At 68.3% G+C, this 16285-nt stretch carries 26 protein-coding genes; 22 read left to right on the forward strand and 4 right to left on the reverse strand.

Translation table 11 applies throughout. The annotated features are described in order from the left end of the window. Window positions 1-8 precede the first annotated feature (8 nt). From rplB to DEW08_RS10500, 19 genes are all read left to right on the forward strand, one after another. On the forward strand, window positions 9-836 hold the full coding sequence (rplB, locus tag DEW08_RS10410; RefSeq protein WP_109326872.1) for a 50S ribosomal protein L2: 828 nt from the start codon (window positions 9-11) through the stop codon (window positions 834-836). A gap of 12 nt (window positions 837-848) precedes the next feature. Continuing rightward, window positions 849-1127: a 30S ribosomal protein S19 gene (rpsS, locus tag DEW08_RS10415; RefSeq protein ID WP_012973209.1), complete on the forward strand. Its 279-nt coding sequence runs from the start codon at window positions 849-851 to the stop codon at window positions 1125-1127. 3 nt (window positions 1128-1130) lie between these two features. Then, window positions 1131-1526: a 50S ribosomal protein L22 gene (gene rplV, locus DEW08_RS10420; protein ID WP_109326873.1), complete on the forward strand. Its 396-nt coding sequence runs from the start codon at window positions 1131-1133 to the stop codon at window positions 1524-1526. Between the two features lies 1 nt (window position 1527). Continuing rightward, window positions 1528-2298, forward strand: a complete 771-nt coding sequence (rpsC, locus tag DEW08_RS10425; RefSeq protein WP_109326877.1) for a 30S ribosomal protein S3 — start codon at window positions 1528-1530, stop codon at window positions 2296-2298. Between the two features lie 12 nt (window positions 2299-2310). Further along, the gene (gene rplP / locus DEW08_RS10430; protein WP_109326884.1) at window positions 2311-2742 is read left to right on the forward strand and encodes a 50S ribosomal protein L16; all 432 of its coding nucleotides are present in this window, start codon (window positions 2311-2313) and stop codon (window positions 2740-2742) included. Further along, complete coding sequence (gene rpmC / locus DEW08_RS10435; RefSeq protein ID WP_109326885.1) at window positions 2739-2945, forward strand: 50S ribosomal protein L29; 207 nt, start codon at window positions 2739-2741, stop codon at window positions 2943-2945. Before rplP ends, rpmC begins: the two co-directional genes overlap by 4 nt. Window positions 2946-2958: 13 nt before the next feature. Beyond that, complete coding sequence (rpsQ, locus tag DEW08_RS10440; RefSeq protein ID WP_109326886.1) at window positions 2959-3213, forward strand: 30S ribosomal protein S17; 255 nt, start codon at window positions 2959-2961, stop codon at window positions 3211-3213. Window positions 3214-3233: 20 nt separating this feature from the next. Continuing rightward, complete coding sequence (gene rplN / locus DEW08_RS10445; protein WP_109326887.1) at window positions 3234-3602, forward strand: 50S ribosomal protein L14; 369 nt, start codon at window positions 3234-3236, stop codon at window positions 3600-3602. After that, window positions 3602-3919: a 50S ribosomal protein L24 gene (rplX, locus tag DEW08_RS10450; RefSeq protein WP_109326888.1), complete on the forward strand. Its 318-nt coding sequence runs from the start codon at window positions 3602-3604 to the stop codon at window positions 3917-3919. Before rplN ends, rplX begins: the two co-directional genes overlap by 1 nt. A gap of 10 nt (window positions 3920-3929) precedes the next feature. After that, complete coding sequence (gene rplE / locus DEW08_RS10455; RefSeq protein ID WP_109326889.1) at window positions 3930-4472, forward strand: 50S ribosomal protein L5; 543 nt, start codon at window positions 3930-3932, stop codon at window positions 4470-4472. Between the two features lie 13 nt (window positions 4473-4485). Further along, on the forward strand, window positions 4486-4791 hold the full coding sequence (gene rpsN / locus DEW08_RS10460; protein WP_109326890.1) for a 30S ribosomal protein S14: 306 nt from the start codon (window positions 4486-4488) through the stop codon (window positions 4789-4791). 13 nt (window positions 4792-4804) lie between these two features. Then, complete coding sequence (gene rpsH, locus DEW08_RS10465; protein ID WP_109326891.1) at window positions 4805-5203, forward strand: 30S ribosomal protein S8; 399 nt, start codon at window positions 4805-4807, stop codon at window positions 5201-5203. Between the two features lie 12 nt (window positions 5204-5215). Further along, complete coding sequence (gene rplF, locus DEW08_RS10470; protein ID WP_109326892.1) at window positions 5216-5749, forward strand: 50S ribosomal protein L6; 534 nt, start codon at window positions 5216-5218, stop codon at window positions 5747-5749. 5 nt (window positions 5750-5754) lie between these two features. Beyond that, entirely contained in the window at window positions 5755-6117 is a 363-nt protein-coding gene (rplR, locus tag DEW08_RS10475; RefSeq protein WP_109326896.1) for a 50S ribosomal protein L18, read from the forward strand. A 12-nt stretch (window positions 6118-6129) separates the two neighbouring features. Further along, window positions 6130-6702 carry a 30S ribosomal protein S5 gene (gene rpsE / locus DEW08_RS10480; protein ID WP_109326897.1) on the forward strand — a complete coding sequence of 191 codons (573 nt, stop codon included), beginning with the start codon at window positions 6130-6132 and terminating at the stop codon, window positions 6700-6702. A gap of 2 nt (window positions 6703-6704) precedes the next feature. Beyond that, window positions 6705-6896: a 50S ribosomal protein L30 gene (gene rpmD, locus DEW08_RS10485; RefSeq protein ID WP_109326898.1), complete on the forward strand. Its 192-nt coding sequence runs from the start codon at window positions 6705-6707 to the stop codon at window positions 6894-6896. Between the two features lie 4 nt (window positions 6897-6900). Beyond that, entirely contained in the window at window positions 6901-7386 is a 486-nt protein-coding gene (gene rplO / locus DEW08_RS10490; RefSeq protein WP_109326902.1) for a 50S ribosomal protein L15, read from the forward strand. A 141-nt stretch (window positions 7387-7527) separates the two neighbouring features. Further along, complete coding sequence (gene secY, locus DEW08_RS10495) at window positions 7528-8868, forward strand: preprotein translocase subunit SecY (RefSeq protein ID WP_109326903.1); 1341 nt, start codon at window positions 7528-7530, stop codon at window positions 8866-8868. Continuing rightward, window positions 8868-9515: an adenylate kinase gene (locus tag DEW08_RS10500; protein ID WP_109326904.1), complete on the forward strand. Its 648-nt coding sequence runs from the start codon at window positions 8868-8870 to the stop codon at window positions 9513-9515. The genes secY and DEW08_RS10500 overlap by 1 nt, the downstream gene beginning before the upstream one ends. Window positions 9516-9603: 88 nt before the next feature. On the opposite strand, the gene DEW08_RS10505 is transcribed toward DEW08_RS10500, so the two are convergent. The 3 genes from DEW08_RS10505 to DEW08_RS31135 all read right to left on the reverse strand — a co-directional run bounded on the left by DEW08_RS10505 (window position 9604) and on the right by DEW08_RS31135 (window position 12204). Then, entirely contained in the window at window positions 9604-10362 is a 759-nt protein-coding gene (locus DEW08_RS10505) for a FadR/GntR family transcriptional regulator (protein ID WP_109326905.1), read from the reverse strand. Between the two features lie 142 nt (window positions 10363-10504). Further along, on the reverse strand, window positions 10505-11413 hold the full coding sequence (locus DEW08_RS10510; protein ID WP_109326913.1) for a DMT family transporter: 909 nt from the start codon (window positions 11411-11413) through the stop codon (window positions 10505-10507). Between the two features lie 101 nt (window positions 11414-11514). Continuing rightward, window positions 11515-12204 (reverse strand): hypothetical protein, encoded by a 690-nt coding sequence (locus DEW08_RS31135; protein WP_168220338.1) that lies wholly within the window; start codon window positions 12202-12204, stop codon window positions 11515-11517. Window positions 12205-12311: 107 nt separating this feature from the next. On the opposite strand from DEW08_RS31135, the gene DEW08_RS10520 reads away from it, so the two are divergent. Together DEW08_RS10520 and DEW08_RS10525 are read left to right on the forward strand one after the other, a co-directional pair. Further along, on the forward strand, window positions 12312-13217 hold the full coding sequence (locus DEW08_RS10520; protein ID WP_109326916.1) for an N-formylglutamate amidohydrolase: 906 nt from the start codon (window positions 12312-12314) through the stop codon (window positions 13215-13217). 9 nt (window positions 13218-13226) lie between these two features. After that, a complete protein-coding gene (locus tag DEW08_RS10525; protein ID WP_109326930.1) occupies window positions 13227-14378 on the forward strand; it encodes a carboxylate-amine ligase in 1152 nt (383 codons plus the stop codon). Here DEW08_RS10525 and DEW08_RS10530 read toward each other — a convergent pair. Next, window positions 14261-15145 carry a sulfite exporter TauE/SafE family protein gene (locus tag DEW08_RS10530; protein WP_245986563.1) on the reverse strand — a complete coding sequence of 295 codons (885 nt, stop codon included), beginning with the start codon at window positions 15143-15145 and terminating at the stop codon, window positions 14261-14263. The two genes, DEW08_RS10525 and DEW08_RS10530, sit on opposite strands and share 118 nt — an antisense overlap. Before the next feature lie 110 nt (window positions 15146-15255). Between DEW08_RS10530 and DEW08_RS10535 the strand changes: the two genes are divergently transcribed. Next, a complete protein-coding gene (locus DEW08_RS10535) occupies window positions 15256-16188 on the forward strand; it encodes a LysR family transcriptional regulator (protein WP_109326931.1) in 933 nt (310 codons plus the stop codon). Window positions 16189-16285: the final 97 nt, after the last annotated feature.

Below are 16285 nucleotides of genomic sequence, written 5' to 3' on the forward strand. Positions count from 1 at the left end.
GTGATCCGATGGCTCTGAAGCAATACCGCCCGATTACGCCGTCGCTCCGCCAGCTGGTCATCGTCGACCGCTCGGAGCTGTGGAAGGGCAAGCCGGTCAAGACCCTCACCCAGGGCCTGACCAAGTCCGGTGGCCGCAACAACACCGGCCGCATCACCGCGCGCCGGATGGGCGGCGGTCACAAGCGCGTCTACCGTCTGGTGGACTTCAAGCGTCGCAAGTTCGACGTTCCGGCCACCGTTGAGCGGCTGGAATACGATCCGAACCGCACGGCCTTCATCGCGCTGATCAAGTACGAGGACGGGACCCTGTCCTACATCCTCGCGCCGCAGCGCCTGAAGGTGGGCGACATGGTCGTGTCGGGCGAGCGCGTCGACGTGAAGCCCGGCAACGCCATGCCGTTGAAGAACATCCCGGTCGGCTCGGTCGTGCACAACGTCGAGCTGAAGCCGGGCAAGGGCGGCCAGATCGCCCGCTCCGCCGGCACCTACCTGCAGCTGGTCGGCCGCGATGGCGGCTACGCCCAGCTCAAGCTGCCCTCGGGCGAGCTGCGCATGGTCCGCGGCGAGTGCATGGCCACCCTGGGTGCGGTGTCGAACCCCGACCAGATGAACATCAATCTGGGCAAGGCCGGCCGCAACCGCTGGCTGGGCAAGCGCCCGTCGGTCCGCGGCGTCGCCATGAACCCGATCGACCACCCGCACGGTGGTGGTGAGGGTCGCACCTCGGGCGGCCGTCATCCGGTCACGCCGTGGGGCAAGCCGACCAAGGGCAAGAAGACGCGTCACAACAAGAAGACGGACGGCCTGATCCTGCGCCGCCGTCATTCGAAGTAAGGAGGTCGGACGATGGCACGCTCCGTCTGGAAGGGCCCGTTCGTCGACGGCTATCTGCTGAAGAAGGCGGACAAGAGCCGGGCTTCGGGACGCAATGAGATCATCAAGATCTGGTCGCGTCGTTCGACCATCCTGCCGCAGTTCGTCGGTCTGACGTTCGGCGTCTACAATGGCCACAAGTTCCTGCCGGTGCTGGTGACCGAGCACATGATCGGTCACAAGTTCGGCGAGTTCGCTCCGACGCGGACCTTCTACGGCCACGCGGCGGACAAGAAGGCGAAGAGGAAGTAAGCGATGGGCAAGCCTTCCAACCCCAGCCGAGTCGCGGAGAACGAGGCGCTCGCCTCCAATCCGATGATCCGCACCAGCCCGCGCAAGCTCAACCTCGTCGCGCAGCTGATCCGCAACAAGGACGCCGGCAGCGCTCTGGCCGAGCTGACCTTCTCCAAGCGCCGCATCGCCGGCGAGGTGAAGAAGGTCCTGCAGGCCGCGATCGCCAACGCGGAGAACAACCATCAGCTCGACGTCGATCGGCTGTATGTGTCCTCCGCCACGGTCGGCCGCGCTCTGGTGATGAAGCGCTTCCACGCCCGTGCCCGCGGTCGCGGCGCCCGGGTCGAGAAGCTGTTCAGCAACCTGACGATCATCGTTCGCGAGCGCGACGCCGCCGTTGCCGAAGGGGCCGAGTAAGATGGGTCAGAAAGTCAATCCGATCGGGCTGCGCCTCGGCATCAACCGCACCTGGGACAGCCGGTGGTTCGCCAAGCGCGACTACGCCAACCTGCTGCACCAGGACCTGAAGCTTCGTGGCTACCTGCAGCAGCGCCTCCAGCAGGCGGGCTGCTCGCGCGTCGTCATCGAGCGTCCGGCCAAGAAGGCCCGCGTCACCATCCACTCGGCCCGTCCGGGCGTGGTGATCGGCAAGAAGGGCGCGGACATCGAGAAGCTGCGGTCCGAGCTGTCGAAGATGACCGGCAGCGAGGTCAGCCTGAACATCGTCGAGATCCGCAAGCCGGAGATCGACGCCCGGCTGATCGCCGAGAACATCGCCAGCCAGCTCGAGCGCCGCGTCGCCTTCCGTCGCGCCATGAAGCGCGCCGTGCAGTCGGCGATGCGTCTGGGCGCCCAGGGCATCCGGATCAACTGCTCCGGTCGTCTCGGCGGCGCCGAGATCGCCCGCATGGAGTGGTACCGCGAGGGCCGCGTTCCGCTGCACACCCTGCGCGCCGACATCGACTACGGTGTGGGCACCGCGAAGACCACCTACGGCACCTGCGGTGTCAAGGTGTGGGTGTTCAAGGGCGAGATCATGGCTCACGACCCGATGGCGCAGGACAAGCGCATGGGTGGCGAGCCGGTGTCGACCGATGGCGAGCCGCGCCGCGAGCGGCGCGAGCGCGGTGACCGCGAGGATCGGGGCGGCCGCGGCCGTGACCGGTCCGAGCGCACCGAGCGCGAGTAAAGGGGCTGAGCGATGCTTTCTCCGAAGCGTACGAAATACCGCAAGGCCCATAAGGGCCGCATCCACGGCAACGCCAAGGGCGGCACCGAGCTGAACTTCGGGTCCTTCGGCCTGAAGGCCCTGGAGCCGGAGCGCATCACCGCGCGTCAGATCGAGGCGGCCCGCCGCGCGATCACCCGCACGATGAAGCGTCAGGGTCGCGTCTGGATCCGGGTGTTCCCGGACCTGCCGGTGACCACGAAGCCCGCCGAAGTCCGCATGGGTTCCGGTAAGGGTTCTCCGGAATACTGGGCGGCCCGCGTCAAGCCCGGCCGCATCCTGTTCGAGCTCGACGGCGTTCCGGCCGACGTGGCGAAGCTGGCCTTCGCCCTGGCGGCGGCCAAGCTGCCGATCAAGACCAAGGTCGTGAGCCGCCTCGGCGGCGTTGAAGAGGTGGCGGCATGAAGGCCGTGGACATTCGGACCAAGAGCACGGACGAGCTGAACGATCAGCTCCTCCAGCTCAAGAAGGAGCAGTTCAACCTGCGCTTCCAGCGGGCCTCCGGCCAGCTGGAGAACACCGCGCGGGTTGGTGTGGTGCGTCGCGACATCGCCCGCATCAAGACCATTCTCGGCGAGCGCGCCCGCGCTCCCGAGGCCGGCAAGTAAGGGGGGTTGACCAATGCCTCGCCGCGTTCTGCAGGGCACGGTGGTCAGTGACAAGGAAGACAAGACGATTACCGTCCTTGTCGAGCGCCGCGTCATGCACCCCGTGTACAAGAAGTTCATTCGTCAGTCGAAGAAGTACGCCGCCCACGACGAGGGCAACCAGTTCAAGGTCGGCGATACGGTTTCGATCATCGAGTGCCGTCCGATCTCCAAGCGCAAGCGCTGGATGGTCGTGACGGAATCCGCCGCCACCGGCGGCGCCGCGTGATTACCGAAAGGTCGTAAACCATGATCCAGATGCAAACCAACCTGGAAGTCGCCGATAACAGCGGGGCGCGCCGGGTGCAGTGCATCAAGGTGCTTGGCGGGTCCAAGCGGAAGGTTGCCACCGTGGGCGACATCATCGTCGTCTCGGTCAAGGAGGCCATTCCGAAGGGCCGCGTCAAGAAGGGCGACGTGCATCGCGCCGTCATCGTCCGCACCGCGAAGGAACTGCGACGGGAGGACGGGTCGGCGATCCGCTTCGACCGCAATGCCGCCGTGCTGATCAACAAGCAGGGCGAGCCGATCGGCACCCGTATCTTCGGGCCGGTCACCCGTGAGCTTCGTGCGAAGAAGTTCATGAAGATCATCTCGCTGGCGCCGGAGGTGCTGTAATGGCCGCCAAGATCAAGACCAAGGACAAGGTCGTCGTCCTGGCCGGCAAGGACAAGGGCAAGACCGGCGAGGTGCTGAAGGTCCTCCCCAAGGAGGAGCGCGTCGTCGTCCAGGGCGTGAACGTGGTGAAGAAGCACCAGCGTCCCAGCGCCCGCTCGCAGGGCGGCATCGTCGAGTTCGAGGCGCCGATTCACGTCTCGAACGTTGCCCATGTCGATCCCAAGGACGGCAAGCCGACCCGCGTCGGTTTCAAGGTCCTTGAGGATGGCCGCAAGGTGCGTGTCGCCAAGCGGTCCGGCGAAGTCATCGACGTGTGAGGACCGGACCATGGCTGCACGTTTGAAGGAAGTCTACGAGAGCAAGATCCGCGCGGCTCTCAAGAGCGAGTTCGGCTACAAGAACGACCTCGAGGTTCCGCGTCTGGAGAAGATCGTGATCAACATGGGCGTCGGCGAGGCCGTCGGCGACTCCAAGAAGATCCAGAACGCGGTCGCCGAGCTGACCGCGATCTCCGGCCAGAAGCCGGTGGTGACCAAGTCCCGCAAGTCCATCGCGCAGTTCAAGCTGCGTGAGGGCATGGCGATCGGCTGCAAGGTCACGCTGCGCCGCGACCGGATGTACGAGTTCCTGGATCGCCTGGTGACGATCGCTCTGCCGCGCGTCCGCGACTTCCGCGGCATTCCCGGCAACAGCTTCGACGGCCGCGGCAACTATGCCATGGGCGTGAAGGAGCAGATCATTTTCCCGGAGATCGACTACGACAAGATCGATCAGATCCGCGGCATGGACATTATTTTCGTCACCACGGCGAAGACCGACCAGGAGGCCAAGGCTCTCCTCAAGGGCTTCGACATGCCGTTCGTGAGCTGACGGGAGCACGATCATGGCCAAGACCAGCGCTGTCGAAAAGAACAAGCGTCGTGCGAAGATGGTTCAGCAGTACGCCAACCGGCGTGCCAAGCTGAAGGCGATCGCCAACGACAAGACCCTCCCCCCGGAAGAGCAGTTCGCCGCCCGCCTGAAGCTGGCGGAACTGCCGCGCAACTCGTCGAAGGTGCGCATCCGGAACCGCTGCGAGATGACCGGCCGTCCGCGGGCGTTCTATCGCAAGTTCAAGCTGTCCCGTGTCACCCTGCGCGAACTGGCCTCCACCGGCCAGATCCCGGGCATGGTGAAGTCGAGCTGGTAAGGGGGGTCTGAGAATGTCTTTGAGCGATCCGCTCGGCGATATGCTGACCCGCATCCGCAACGGTCAGCACGCCCGCATGTCCGTTGTCGTGAGCCCGGCGTCCAAGCTGCGCACCAACGTCCTGGAAGTCCTGAAGCGCGAGGGGTTCATCCGCGGTTATTCCGAGGAAGAGCTGCGCCCCGGCGTGAAGAACCTGAAGATCGAGCTGAAGTATCACGAGGGGGAGCCTGTCATTAAGCAGATCTCCCGCGTGTCGAAGCCCGGCCGCCGCGTCTACTCGAAGATCGCCGACCTGCCCCGCGTCTACAACGGCCTGGGCATGGCGATCCTGTCGACGCCGCGCGGCGTGATGTCGGATAACGAGGCCCGCGCCGCCAACGTCGGCGGCGAAGTCCTCTGCCGCGTGTTCTAAGGGGGATCCGCGATGTCGCGCATTGGCAAGCATCCCGTGCCGGTCCCCGCTGGCGTTGACGTCTCCGTCAACGGCCAGCAGGTGACGGCCAAGGGCAAGCTGGGCTCGCTCAGCATGACCCTGATCGACGACATCTCGGCCAAGCTGGAAGACGGCAAGGTCGTGGTGACGCCGGCGAACGACAGCAAGCGGGCCCGCACCATGTGGGCCACCTCGCGCACCCTGATCAACAACATGGTCACCGGTGTCAGCCAGGGCTTCACCATCAACCTCGAGATCAACGGCGTCGGTTACCGCGCGGCCGTGCAGGGCAAGGAGCTGGTCATGCAGCTCGGCTTCTCGCACGACGTGAAGTACCCGATCCCCGAGGGTATCTCGATCAAGTGCGACAAGCCCACCTCCATCTCCGTGTCGGGTTTCGACAAGCAGAAGGTCGGTCAGGTCGCCGCCGAGATCCGCGGCTGGAAGAAGCCCGAGCCTTACAAGGGCAAGGGCATCAAGTACGAGACCGAGACCGTCCTCCGCAAGGAAGGTAAGAAGAAGTAACCGCCATGCTGAAGCCCAAGCAACTTCACGAGCGCCGCAAACTGCGTGTGCGCGCGCAGATTGCCAAGAAGGCTGGCGGGCGTGTTCGCCTCTCTGTCTTCCGGTCCAATCTGCACATCTATGCCCAGGTCATCGACGACGAGAGCGGCCGCACCCTTGCGTCCGCCTCGACGCTGGAGAAGGAGCTGCGCGAGCAGCTCAAGCACGGCGGCAATGTCGAGGCAGCCAAGCGGATCGGCGGTCTGATCGCCGAGCGCGCCAAGGCGGCGGGCGTCACCGAGGTGGTCTTCGACCGCGGTGGCTACATCTACCATGGCCGGGTCAAAGCCCTGGCCGACGCCGCCCGTGAGGGCGGGCTGTCGTTCTAAGGAGGCCCGAATATGGCACGTGAACGAGGGGAGCGGGACAACCGCGACCGGCAGCCGCGCGAGCGGGAAGAGAGCGAGCTGATCGAGAAGCTCGTCGGCATCAACCGCGTCGCCAAGGTGGTGAAGGGTGGCCGTCGCTTCGGCTTCGCCGCCCTGGTCGTGGTCGGTGACGGCAAGGGTCGCGTCGGCGTCGGCTCGGGCAAGGCCCGCGAGGTGCCGGAAGCCATCCGCAAGGCCACTGATCAGGCCAAGCGCGGCATGATCCGCGTCCCGCTGCGCGAGGGCCGCACCCTGCACCACGACACCAACGGCCACTTCGGTGCCGGCAAGGTCGTGCTGCGTGCGGCTCCGGCCGGTACCGGCATCATCGCCGGCGGCCCGATGCGCGCGATCTTCGAGGCTCTCGGCGTCCAGGACGTCGTGACCAAGTCGATCGGCACGTCGAACCCGCACAACATGATCAAGGCGACCTTCGACGCCCTGTCGCAGGTCACCAGCCCCCGCTCGGTCGCCGCCCGCCGCGGCCGCCGGGTCAGCGACATCCTCGGCCGTCGCGAGACCGCCGCCGGTGCGCAGGAGGCCTGATCATGGCTGACAAGAAGACTGTCGTCGTCACCCAGATCGCCAGCCCGATCGGGCGGAAGAACGACCAGCGTGCCACGCTGGTCGGTCTGGGTCTCAACAAGCTGCACCGGACCCGTGAGCTGGAGGATACTCCGGCGGTGCGGGGCATGATCGCCAAGGTCGCGCACCTGGTCCGCGTCGAGAACGAGGGCTGATGCCATGACGAAGCTCAACGACCTCCGGGACAACCCCGGTGCCCGCAAGTCGCGCATGCGCGTCGGTCGCGGTATCGGCTCGGGCAAGGGCAAGACCGGCGGCCGTGGCGTGAAGGGTCAGACCTCGCGCACCGGCGTCGCGATCAACGGCTTCGAAGGCGGTCAGATGCCCCTGCATCGCCGTCTGCCGAAGCGCGGTTTCCGGAACATCTTCGCCAAGGAATACTCGGTGGTGAATCTGGGCATGGTCCAGAAGGCCATCGACGCCGGCAAGCTGAACGCCGGCGAGACCGTGGACGCCGCGGCCCTGCAGGCCGCCGGCGTCACCGGCAAGGTGAAGAAGGACGGTGTCCGTCTGCTGGCCAAGGGCGCGCTGACCGCGAAGGTTTCCTTCACGGTCGCCGGTGCCTCCAAGTCGGCGGTCGAGGCGGTCGAGAAGGCGGGTGGCAGCGTCACGCTGACCGCTCCCGCCGCCGAAGCCGCCGAGTAAACCGGTCCATCCGGTGACGGGCCGGTCCCGTGCGGTCTTGCGCACGGGCGGCCTCCGGCACTAAAAGAAGCGCAGTCGCGAGGGGCGGCCTGCATAAAGCAGGACCGCCCCGTTCGCACGTAAGGGACAGGGATTCTACCCATGGCATCAGCGGCCGAGCAGCTTGCCGCAAACATCAACTTCGGCGCCTTCGCCAAGGCGACCGAGCTGAAAAAGCGGATTTGGTTCACCCTGGCGGCTCTGATCGTGTACCGCCTGGGCACCTACATTCCGCTCCCCGGGATCGACCCGCACATCCTGCAGGACGTGTTCAAGCAGCAGGGCGGCGGCATCCTCGGCATGTTCGACATGCTGGCGGGCGGTGCGCTGCACCGCATGACGATCTTCGCGCTCAACATCATGCCGTACATCTCGGCGTCGATCATCGTGCAGCTGCTGACCGCCGTGTCGCCGCAGCTCGAGGCGCTGAAGAAGGAAGGCGAGTCGGGCCGCAAGAAGCTGAACCAGTACACCCGCTTCGGCACCGTCGCGCTCGCCACCGTCCAGGCCTACGGCCTCGCGGTCGGGCTCGAGGCGATGAGGGGCTCGACGGGGGCTGCGGTCATCGATCCGGGCCTGTTCTTCCGCGTGTCCACGGTCATCACGCTGGTCGGCGGCACGATGTTCCTGATGTGGCTGGGCGAGCAGATCACCGCCCGCGGCATCGGCAACGGCATCTCGCTGATCATCTTCGCCGGCATCGTGGCCGAGCTGCCCCGCGCGCTGGTCAACACGCTGGAACTGGGACGCCAGGGTGCGCTGTCCACCGTCTTCATCATCTTCATGCTGCTGATGGCGGTCGGCGTCGTGTTCTTCATCGTGTTCATGGAGCGCGCCCAGCGCCGCCTGATCGTGCAGTATCCGAAACGACAGGTCGGCAACCGCGTGTTCGGCGGCGAGGCGTCGCACCTGCCGCTGAAGCTGAACACCTCGGGCGTCATTCCGCCGATCTTCGCGTCCTCGCTGCTGCTGCTGCCGCTGACGGCGGTCGGCTTCGCGGGCGGGGAGGGGCCGGAGTGGCTGCAGGCGGTGTCGCGCTATCTGGCGCACGGCACGCCGCTGTACATGTTCATGTACGCCGCGCTGATCGTGTTCTTCTGCTTCTTCTACACCGCCATCGTGTTCAACCCGTCCGAGACGGCCGAGAACCTGCGCAAGTATGGCGGCTTCATTCCCGGCATCCGTCCGGGCAAGAACACGGCCGACCATATCGATTACGTGCTGACCCGCCTGACGGTGATCGGCGCGGCCTACCTTGTGGCGGTTTGTCTCCTGCCCGAAATCCTGATTTCCCAGCACTCGGTTCCGTTCTATTTTGGCGGCACCAGTCTGCTGATCGTCGTCACCGTGACGATGGACACGGTCGCGCAGATCCATTCCCATCTGCTGGCTCACCAGTATGAAGGGCTGATCAAGAAAGCGAAGCTTCGGGGGAGAAAGTAATGAACCTCATTCTGCTCGGCCCGCCGGGCGCCGGGAAGGGGACCCAGGCGCGCCGGCTCGAGGACAAGCGGGGGCTCGTCCAGCTGTCGACCGGCGACATGCTCCGCGCCCTGGTTGCCGAAGGCGGTCCTCTCGGGCAGCAGGCCAAGGACATCATGTCGGCCGGCAAGCTGATGCCGGACGACCTGATGGTCCAGATGATCGGCGAGCGGATTGCGAAGCCGGACGTCAAGAACGGCTTCATCCTCGACGGCTTCCCGCGGACCGTCGCGCAGGCCGAGGCGCTGGACAAGATGCTGTCGGACAAGGGCCTGAAGCTCGACCATGTGATCGAGATGAAGGTCGTCGACGACATCCTGGTCGAGCGCATCACCGGCCGCTACACCTGCGCCAAGTGCGGCAAGGGCTATCACGACACCTTCGAGACTCCGAAGGTGGCCGGGGTCTGCGACGTCTGCGGCAGCACGGAGTTCAAGCGCCGGGCCGACGACAACGCCGAGACGGTGAAGACCCGCCTGACCCAGTATCACGAGCAGACGGCGCCGATCCTGCCCTATTACCAGGGCCGCGGCGTGCTGAAGTCGGTGGACGGCATGGCCGACATCGATGAGGTCACCAGGCAGATCGAAGCGATTCTCGGCGCCTGACGCCGGAGATCGGACCATGAGGAAAGCCGCCGTCCCGCGTGGGGCGGCGGCTTTTTGCCGTCTGCCGCGGTGTGGTCGGGGCCGCCGGTCAGGCGGCGGGCGGGGAGGGCGGCCGGGCGGCGGTCTGCTCGCTGATGCCCATGGCGCGGTAGCGCGCCAGCACCCAGCCGAGATGGGCGGTGACCGCCTGGGCCGCGGCGTCGGCGTCGCGGCGGGCGATGGCTTCGTAGATCGCGCGGTGATGCTCGATCATCAGCGCCTCGTGGCCCTCCATGAAGGGTTCGGTATGGTGCATCTCCACCATGTCGCTGAGGATGTCGCGGATCGTGGAGAGCAGGTGCAGATAGACCGGACTGCCGGCCGCCTGCGCCACCGCGACGTGGAAGTCCATGTCGCTCGCCACCCGTCCGCCGTCGCCCTTGGTCTCGCCCATGCCGGCGAGGATATGGCCGAGCCCGGCGATCTGCTCCTCGGTGGCGCGCAGCGCGGCGCGGCGGGCGGCCCAGCTTTCCAGCGCCATGCGGATCTCGACCAAGTCGCACAGGTTGTCGTGCTTGCTGCGCACCATGGCGGTCAGCGCGCCGTCCATCACGCCGGCCGACGACACCACGCGGGTGCCGCCGCCCTGGACCGCGGTGAGGAATCCCTGGGTCTTCAGCTTCTGCAGGGCGGCACGGACCGAGACGCGGCTGACGCGGAGCTGTTCGGCAAGCTGGCGTTCGCCGGGCAGCCGCTCCCCCGGGACCAGCTCGCCACGCGCAATCCGGTCGAGCAGTTGCTGGGCAACCCACTCCGAGATGCGCTGCGCGGAGGGCTGCGGAGAGAGGGAGTCGTCGGTGTCCGGCACTTGGTCAATCCCCTTCAGGATCTTCAAGGACTATAACTACCCGTAGCGGGGTTCGGCCCGGTAATCAACGGCACAAGGGGTGCGCCCAATCGGCCCACCCCTGCACCGGGCGCGGGGGCCGGGCGCGGGGCGGGGGAAACGCTCAACGGCTTCCGCGCCGTGCCAGCAGGATGCCGCCCAGGATCACCGCCGCGCCTGCCGCCTGCAGCGCCCCCAGCGGTTCGGCGAACAGCACCCAGGCGAGGATGGCCGCGCCGGCCGGCTGCAGCAGCAGGCTGACGGAGGAGAAGGCGGCCGGCAGATGGGCCAGCGCATGGGCGATCAGGCTCTGCCCGCCGACGTGGCTGACCAGCGCCAGCCCGGCCAGCACCGCCCAGCCGTCGAGGCTCGCCGGCAGCATCGTCTCACCGAACGCCAGCGCCACCGGCAGCACGGCGACCGCGGTGATGGCCGAACTCCAGGCCATGACGGTGGCGGTGGTGAAGGCGGCGCGCAGCCGTCCGATCGCCAGGATGTAGCCGGCGTAGAAGGTGGCGGAGAGCAGGGCGAGCGCGTCGCCGTAGAGCTGGTCGGCATTCAGCCGGAAGCTCTGCCCCATCAGCAGCACCGCCCCGGCGACGGCCATCGCCAGCCCGGCCAGGAAGCTGCGGCGGAACCGCTCGCCGAACAGCAGGAAGGAGACGGGGGCGACGAACATCGGCGCGAAGTTGGCGAGCAGCGTCGAGTTCGCGACCGAGGTGTAGCGCAGCGACAGGTGCCAGATGATCAGGTCGCCGGCCAGGAAGACGCCGGCCAGCGCCAGCCCGGCGAAGTCGCGGAACCCCGTCGGCGACCGGCGGCTGAAGCCCGGGCGCTCCGCCACCATCCAGGCCGCCAGGACCGGTGTCGCCAGGGCGACGCGCCAGAAGGCGGTGGCGGTCGGTCCGACCTCCGACAGGCGGACGAAGATGGGTGCGAAGGCGATCGCCAGCGCGCCGGCGAACAGCGCGATCAACGCGGTTCGCTGGGTGCGGTCATGGCTCAGCACAAGGGCGGCGGACGCGTCGGGCATCGCTTGCTTATAGCGCGCATCCGGCGGAGCCCGCCATCCCGGCCGGGGCATGGCTGGGATGCGGCTCTACCTGGAATGGCACATTGCGGAAGGGGCTTTCGTCACTCGCGGGGGCGCAGCCGGCGCGGCGATACCGCCTCGTCGTCCTGGCGGCTGTAGCCTTCGTAGTGGATCGGGCAGCGGCCGTCGCCGCGCGGGCCGCCGGTCACCACGGCGGGATACCACTCGCCCTCCCACAGAGCCTCCACCCGCTCGCCCTTGCGGCAGGTGACGGCGGACTGGTCGGAGCGGCCGGCGACCACCATGCCCGGAGCGCCGCCCTGCGGGATCGGGCTGTAGGCCGCCGCCGGGGGCGCCGGCGAGAGGACGGGCTGGCGCGGCGCCTGATCGCAGAACATGGTGCAGACCTGCTGCGCGATCACCTGACCTCCGCAGGAGGAGAAGCAGCCGCGATAGTCGCTCTCGCACCGCTCCTCGCAGGAGCTGTTGCCGCAGGCCCAGGTCTGCTCGAAGTCGCTGGGGCTCTTCTTGATGGGCTTCTTTTCGGCCGTCTGCCGGTTGACGTAGGCCTGGTAGTCCATCATGGCGCGCGTCTTGGCGTCATTGCGGCAGGCCTGCTGTTCCAGGGTACAGCCCTGCCGGCAGATGGTGCGGCCCTGCTGGCACTGGCCGACGCACATCCGGCCTTCGGTCGAGTTGGGCGGAATGAAGCTGTACTGTGTTTCATAGATCGGCCCGCAGGCCCCGAGCAGGGCCAGCACGGCGAAAAGGAGGAAACGGAATTGGCGCATGACCATGCCTTTTGGATAGGTATAGCCCGACCGTAGCAGTTTTCGCCCCGGCCGGCCACGCGTGCCGGCGCTTCCGGGCGGCGGCGTCCTTGCGGTAGAGTTGCGACATGTCCCTGCAGTCCCCCCGACCATCCGATCCGCAGCCCGGCGATGCCCACGCCGGTCCGGCGACGCACGAGCGGCCGGTGACCGGACCGACTCCGCCGCGCCCGGCCCCGCCGAGGCCCCTGCTGGGGCCGGAGGACCCGCCGCCGGTCACCATCCTGAAGGCCGAGTCGCCGAGCCCGGTGCTTCTCGTCTGCGACCACGCCTGCCGCGCCGTGCCGCGCGGCTTGCGGGACCTCGGCCTGACGGAGGAGCAGCTCTGCCGCCACATCGCCTACGACATCGGTGCCGCCGAACTGACCCGGCACCTGTCGGAGAGGCTTGGGGCGACGGCGGTGCTGTCCGGCTTCTCGCGGCTGGTGATCGACCCCAACCGGGCGCTGGAGGATCCGACGGCGATCCCGGTGATCAGCGACGACGTGGTGATCCCCGCCAACCGCGCGCTCGACGCGGCTGAGCAGGAGCGGCGGGTGGAGGCGATCTTCCGCCCCTACCATGCCGCCGTCGCCGGCGAGATCGCCCGGCGGCGGGAGCGCGGGCAGGTGCCGGCCATCGTCTCCGTCCACAGCTTCACGCCGGTGATGCGCGGCGTGGCGCGGCCCTGGCACATCGGCGTGCTGTGGGACCGCGACCCGCGCATCCCGCTGCCGCTGATGGAGCGGCTGCGGGCCGACGGCCGCTGGTGCGTCGGCGACAACGAACCCTATTCCGGCCGCAACACCGCGGGCGGCACCATCGAGACGCATGCCACGCCGGCCGGGCTGCCCAACGTCCTGCTGGAGGTGCGGCAGGACCTGATCGCCGTGCCGCAGGGGGTGGAGCTGTGGGGTCGGGTGCTGGGCGATGCGCTGGACCCCATCCTTGCCGATCCGTCCCTCTACCGGATCGCGCTTTACCCGCGGGAGTGAGAGACCCTCATGGAACCGGCCTTCACCCTCGGCCTTGAAGAGGAATATCTGCTGGTCGACCGCGGCACGCGCGACATCGTGCCGAGCCCGCCGGAGGAGATGCTGGCCGCCTGCCAGGAGCGGGCGCCCGACCGCATCCATCCCGAGTTCCTGCGCTGCCAGATCGAGGTCGGCACGCCGGTCTGCACCACGCTGGCGCAGGCGCGGGCGGAACTCGCCACGCTGCGCGCCACGGTGGCGGGGGTGGCCGGCCAGTACGGGCTCGCCCCCATCGCCGCCTCGACCCACCCCTTCGCTGCCTGGGAGCCGCAGCAGCCGACCAACCGCGACCGCTACAACATGCTGGCGCGCGACCTCGGCGCCCCGGCACGGCGGCTGATGATCTGCGGCATGCACGTGCATATCGGGATCGAGGACGACGACCTGCGCATCGACCTGATGAACCAGGTCCGCTACTTCCTGCCGCATCTGCTGGCGCTCTCCACCTCCTCGCCCTTCTGGCGGGGGCGGGACATGGAGCGGAAGTCCTACCGCCTGTCGGTCTGGCACGAGCTGCCGCGCACCGGCATGCCCGACGGGTTTCAGAGCTTCGGCGAGTACCAGCACCATGTGAACGTGCTGGTGCAGGCCGGCATCATCGAGGATGCCAGCAAGCTGTGGTGGGACATCCGCCCGTCGCACCGCTTCCCGACGCTGGAGATGCGCATCACCGACATCTGCACCCGGCTGGACGACGCGGTGACGGTGGCGGCGCTGTTCCGCTGCCTGCTGCGCATGCTGTGGCGGCTGAAGCTGCGCAACGTGACCTGGCGTCCCTACAAGAACCTGCTGATCGAGGAGAACCGCTGGCGGGCCCAGCGCTACGGCTTCGACGACGGGCTGGTGGATTTCGGCCAGGGGCGGATCGTCCCCTATGGCGAGCTGCTGGACGAGATCATCGAGCTGACCCGCGAGGATGCCGAGCATTTCGGCTGCACGGCGGAGGTGGAGCGTGCCCGCGACATCCTCGGCCGCGGCACCAGCGCCCACCGTCAGGTCGCCATCTACCGGCAGGCCCTGGAGGACGGGGCCACGGGCTGGGAGGCGTTGCAGCAGGTGGTGGACTGGCTGGTGGAGGAGACGATGCTGGGCGTGCCCGCCGCCGAGGTGCAGCCGGCCTGATGGCCCGGCCGGACGCAGGAGCCGTCAGCCGCGCAGCGCCAGATATCCCCCCAGCAGCAGGACTCCGCAGAGGAAGCACAGGCGGAAGGCCGCCGGGGGATCCGGCGCCGCGCCCACTGGCCGGCCGCCATCCCGGCCAGCGCGGGGGCGAGGGCCAGCAGGGAGGCCAGCGCATCCCGTCCCCCGAACAGGCCCGTTCCCGCCAGACCGGACGCCAGCGCCAGCGTCGACACCGTGAAGGACAGCCCGAGCGCCTGGATGAGATCCTCCTTCTCCAGCCCGAGCGCCTGCAGGTAGGGCACCGCCGGGATCATGAACAGTCCGGTCGGCGCGGTGATCAGCCCGGTCGCCGCCCCGACCAGCGGCGCCAGCCAGCGCTCGCTTCCCGCCCGGACGCCGGGCCGCAGCGGGCTGAGGGCCAGCAGCGCGTAGACGGCCAGGGCGACGCCCATCGCCGCCGTCGCCTTGCGCCCGTCGATCCCGGCGAACAGCAGGGCGCCCGCCCAGGTGCCGGCGACGATCGCCGCCAGCATCGGCCACAGCCGGGCCAGCAGCGGACCGAAGGCCGGGCCGGAGGCGAGCTGCCAGACATTGGTGACCAGCGACGGCACCACCAGCAGGGCCGCCGCCTGGGCCGGCGGGACGGCGAGGCTCAGCAGGCCGACCGCGACGGTCGGCAGCCCGAGCCCGACCACGCCCTTGACGAAGCCGGCGATGAGGAAGGTGGCGGTCGCCAGCATGGCGAAGGGGAGCGGATCGTTCAGCATGCGTACAAGCTGAGCGGACCGGACCCCGCCCGACAATGCGGGAATGGCGGACCGAGCCTTCGTCCTGTACGAAGGCAGGACCGGCCTCTTGCCCGTCGCGGGGACATGCCATGCGCTTCGACCTCACCGACCTGCGCCTGTTCCTCCATGTGGTGGAGGCGGCGAGCATCACCCATGGCGCCGAGCGCAGCCATCTGGCGCTCGCCTCGGCCAGCGCCCGCATCCGCGGCATGGAGGAGGCGCTGGGCGTGCCGCTGCTGGAACGCGGGCGGCGCGGGGTACGGCCGACCCCGGCGGGCCGGGCGCTGGTCCATCACGCCCGCATGGTGACGGAACAGCTCGAACGGATGCGCGGCGAGCTGGGTGCCTACGCCCGCGGGCTGAAGGGCCATGTCCGGGTGATGAGCAACACCGCGGCACTGACCGAATTTCTGCCGGAACTGCTCGGCAGCTTCCTCGCCGCCAATCCCAGCGTCGACATCGACCTCCAGGAACGCCTCAGCTACGAGATCGTCCAGGCGGTGGCGGAGGGGCTGACCGACATCGGCATCGTCTCCGATTCGGCGGACCCGGCAGACCTGCAGGTCTTTCCCTTCCGGACCGACGCGATGGTGCTGGTGGTGCCGCGCGACCACCCGCTGGCCGGCCACCGGCAGATCGCCTTCCGCGAGGTGATGGGGGCGGAGTTCGTCGGGCTCAGCACGGGCAGCGCCTTCCAGGACCATCTCGACCAGCATGCGGCGCGGGCCGGCCGGCCGCTGAAGATGCGGGTGCGCTTGCGCAGCTTCGAGGCGGTTTGCCGGATGGTGGAGCAGGGGGTGGGCATCGCCGTGGTGTCGGAAACCGCCGCCCGCCGCTGCCGCCGCACCATGGCGCTGTGGACGGTGCGGCTGACCGACCCCTGGGCCAAGCGGGCGCTGACCATCGCCGTGCGCCGCTTCGACGCGCTGCCGCTGCATGCGCAACGGCTGGTCGAGCATCTGCGGGCGCCGGAGGCTGCGGCATCGCGGCCGAGCCATGCGCCGCCCGCACAGCCGGCTTGACGTTCGCGTTACCCGGCCATACGCTCGCGCATCGTCAGCTTCCCCGGCAGTCAGCGGCCGGGGCGAGTTGGACAGGGCAGGCAGAATAACGAGGGCC

The sequence above is a fragment of the Azospirillum thermophilum genome (assembly GCF_003130795.1).
GTDB classification, from domain to species: Bacteria; Pseudomonadota; Alphaproteobacteria; order Azospirillales; family Azospirillaceae; genus Azospirillum; species Azospirillum thermophilum.

Excerpts from the sequence above, each read along its gene's own strand:
- rplB (WP_109326872.1), top strand. The coding sequence starts at position 9 with ATGGCTCTGAAGCAATACCGCCCGATTACGCCGTCGCTCCGCCAGCTG.
- rpsS (WP_012973209.1), top strand. The coding sequence starts at position 849 with ATGGCACGCTCCGTCTGGAAGGGCCCGTTCGTCGACGGCTATCTGCTG.
- rplV (WP_109326873.1), top strand. The coding sequence starts at position 1,131 with ATGGGCAAGCCTTCCAACCCCAGCCGAGTCGCGGAGAACGAGGCGCTC.
- rpsC (WP_109326877.1), top strand. The coding sequence starts at position 1,528 with ATGGGTCAGAAAGTCAATCCGATCGGGCTGCGCCTCGGCATCAACCGC.
- rplP (WP_109326884.1), top strand. The coding sequence starts at position 2,311 with ATGCTTTCTCCGAAGCGTACGAAATACCGCAAGGCCCATAAGGGCCGC.
- rpmC (WP_109326885.1), top strand. The coding sequence starts at position 2,739 with ATGAAGGCCGTGGACATTCGGACCAAGAGCACGGACGAGCTGAACGAT.
- rpsQ (WP_109326886.1), top strand. The coding sequence starts at position 2,959 with ATGCCTCGCCGCGTTCTGCAGGGCACGGTGGTCAGTGACAAGGAAGAC.
- rplN (WP_109326887.1), top strand. The coding sequence starts at position 3,234 with ATGATCCAGATGCAAACCAACCTGGAAGTCGCCGATAACAGCGGGGCG.
- rplX (WP_109326888.1), top strand. The coding sequence starts at position 3,602 with ATGGCCGCCAAGATCAAGACCAAGGACAAGGTCGTCGTCCTGGCCGGC.
- rplE (WP_109326889.1), top strand. The coding sequence starts at position 3,930 with ATGGCTGCACGTTTGAAGGAAGTCTACGAGAGCAAGATCCGCGCGGCT.
- rpsN (WP_109326890.1), top strand. The coding sequence starts at position 4,486 with ATGGCCAAGACCAGCGCTGTCGAAAAGAACAAGCGTCGTGCGAAGATG.
- rpsH (WP_109326891.1), top strand. The coding sequence starts at position 4,805 with ATGTCTTTGAGCGATCCGCTCGGCGATATGCTGACCCGCATCCGCAAC.
- rplF (WP_109326892.1), top strand. The coding sequence starts at position 5,216 with ATGTCGCGCATTGGCAAGCATCCCGTGCCGGTCCCCGCTGGCGTTGAC.
- rplR (WP_109326896.1), top strand. The coding sequence starts at position 5,755 with ATGCTGAAGCCCAAGCAACTTCACGAGCGCCGCAAACTGCGTGTGCGC.
- rpsE (WP_109326897.1), top strand. The coding sequence starts at position 6,130 with ATGGCACGTGAACGAGGGGAGCGGGACAACCGCGACCGGCAGCCGCGC.
- rpmD (WP_109326898.1), top strand. The coding sequence starts at position 6,705 with ATGGCTGACAAGAAGACTGTCGTCGTCACCCAGATCGCCAGCCCGATC.
- rplO (WP_109326902.1), top strand. The coding sequence starts at position 6,901 with ATGACGAAGCTCAACGACCTCCGGGACAACCCCGGTGCCCGCAAGTCG.
- secY (WP_109326903.1), top strand. The coding sequence starts at position 7,528 with ATGGCATCAGCGGCCGAGCAGCTTGCCGCAAACATCAACTTCGGCGCC.
- DEW08_RS10500 (WP_109326904.1), top strand. The coding sequence starts at position 8,868 with ATGAACCTCATTCTGCTCGGCCCGCCGGGCGCCGGGAAGGGGACCCAG.
- DEW08_RS10510 (WP_109326913.1), bottom strand. The coding sequence starts at position 11,413 with ATGCCCGACGCGTCCGCCGCCCTTGTGCTGAGCCATGACCGCACCCAG.
- DEW08_RS31135 (WP_168220338.1), bottom strand. The coding sequence starts at position 12,204 with ATGCGCCAATTCCGTTTCCTCCTTTTCGCCGTGCTGGCCCTGCTCGGG.
- DEW08_RS10520 (WP_109326916.1), top strand. The coding sequence starts at position 12,312 with ATGTCCCTGCAGTCCCCCCGACCATCCGATCCGCAGCCCGGCGATGCC.
- DEW08_RS10525 (WP_109326930.1), top strand. The coding sequence starts at position 13,227 with ATGGAACCGGCCTTCACCCTCGGCCTTGAAGAGGAATATCTGCTGGTC.
- DEW08_RS10530 (WP_245986563.1), bottom strand. The coding sequence starts at position 15,145 with ATGCTGAACGATCCGCTCCCCTTCGCCATGCTGGCGACCGCCACCTTC.
- DEW08_RS10535 (WP_109326931.1), top strand. The coding sequence starts at position 15,256 with ATGCGCTTCGACCTCACCGACCTGCGCCTGTTCCTCCATGTGGTGGAG.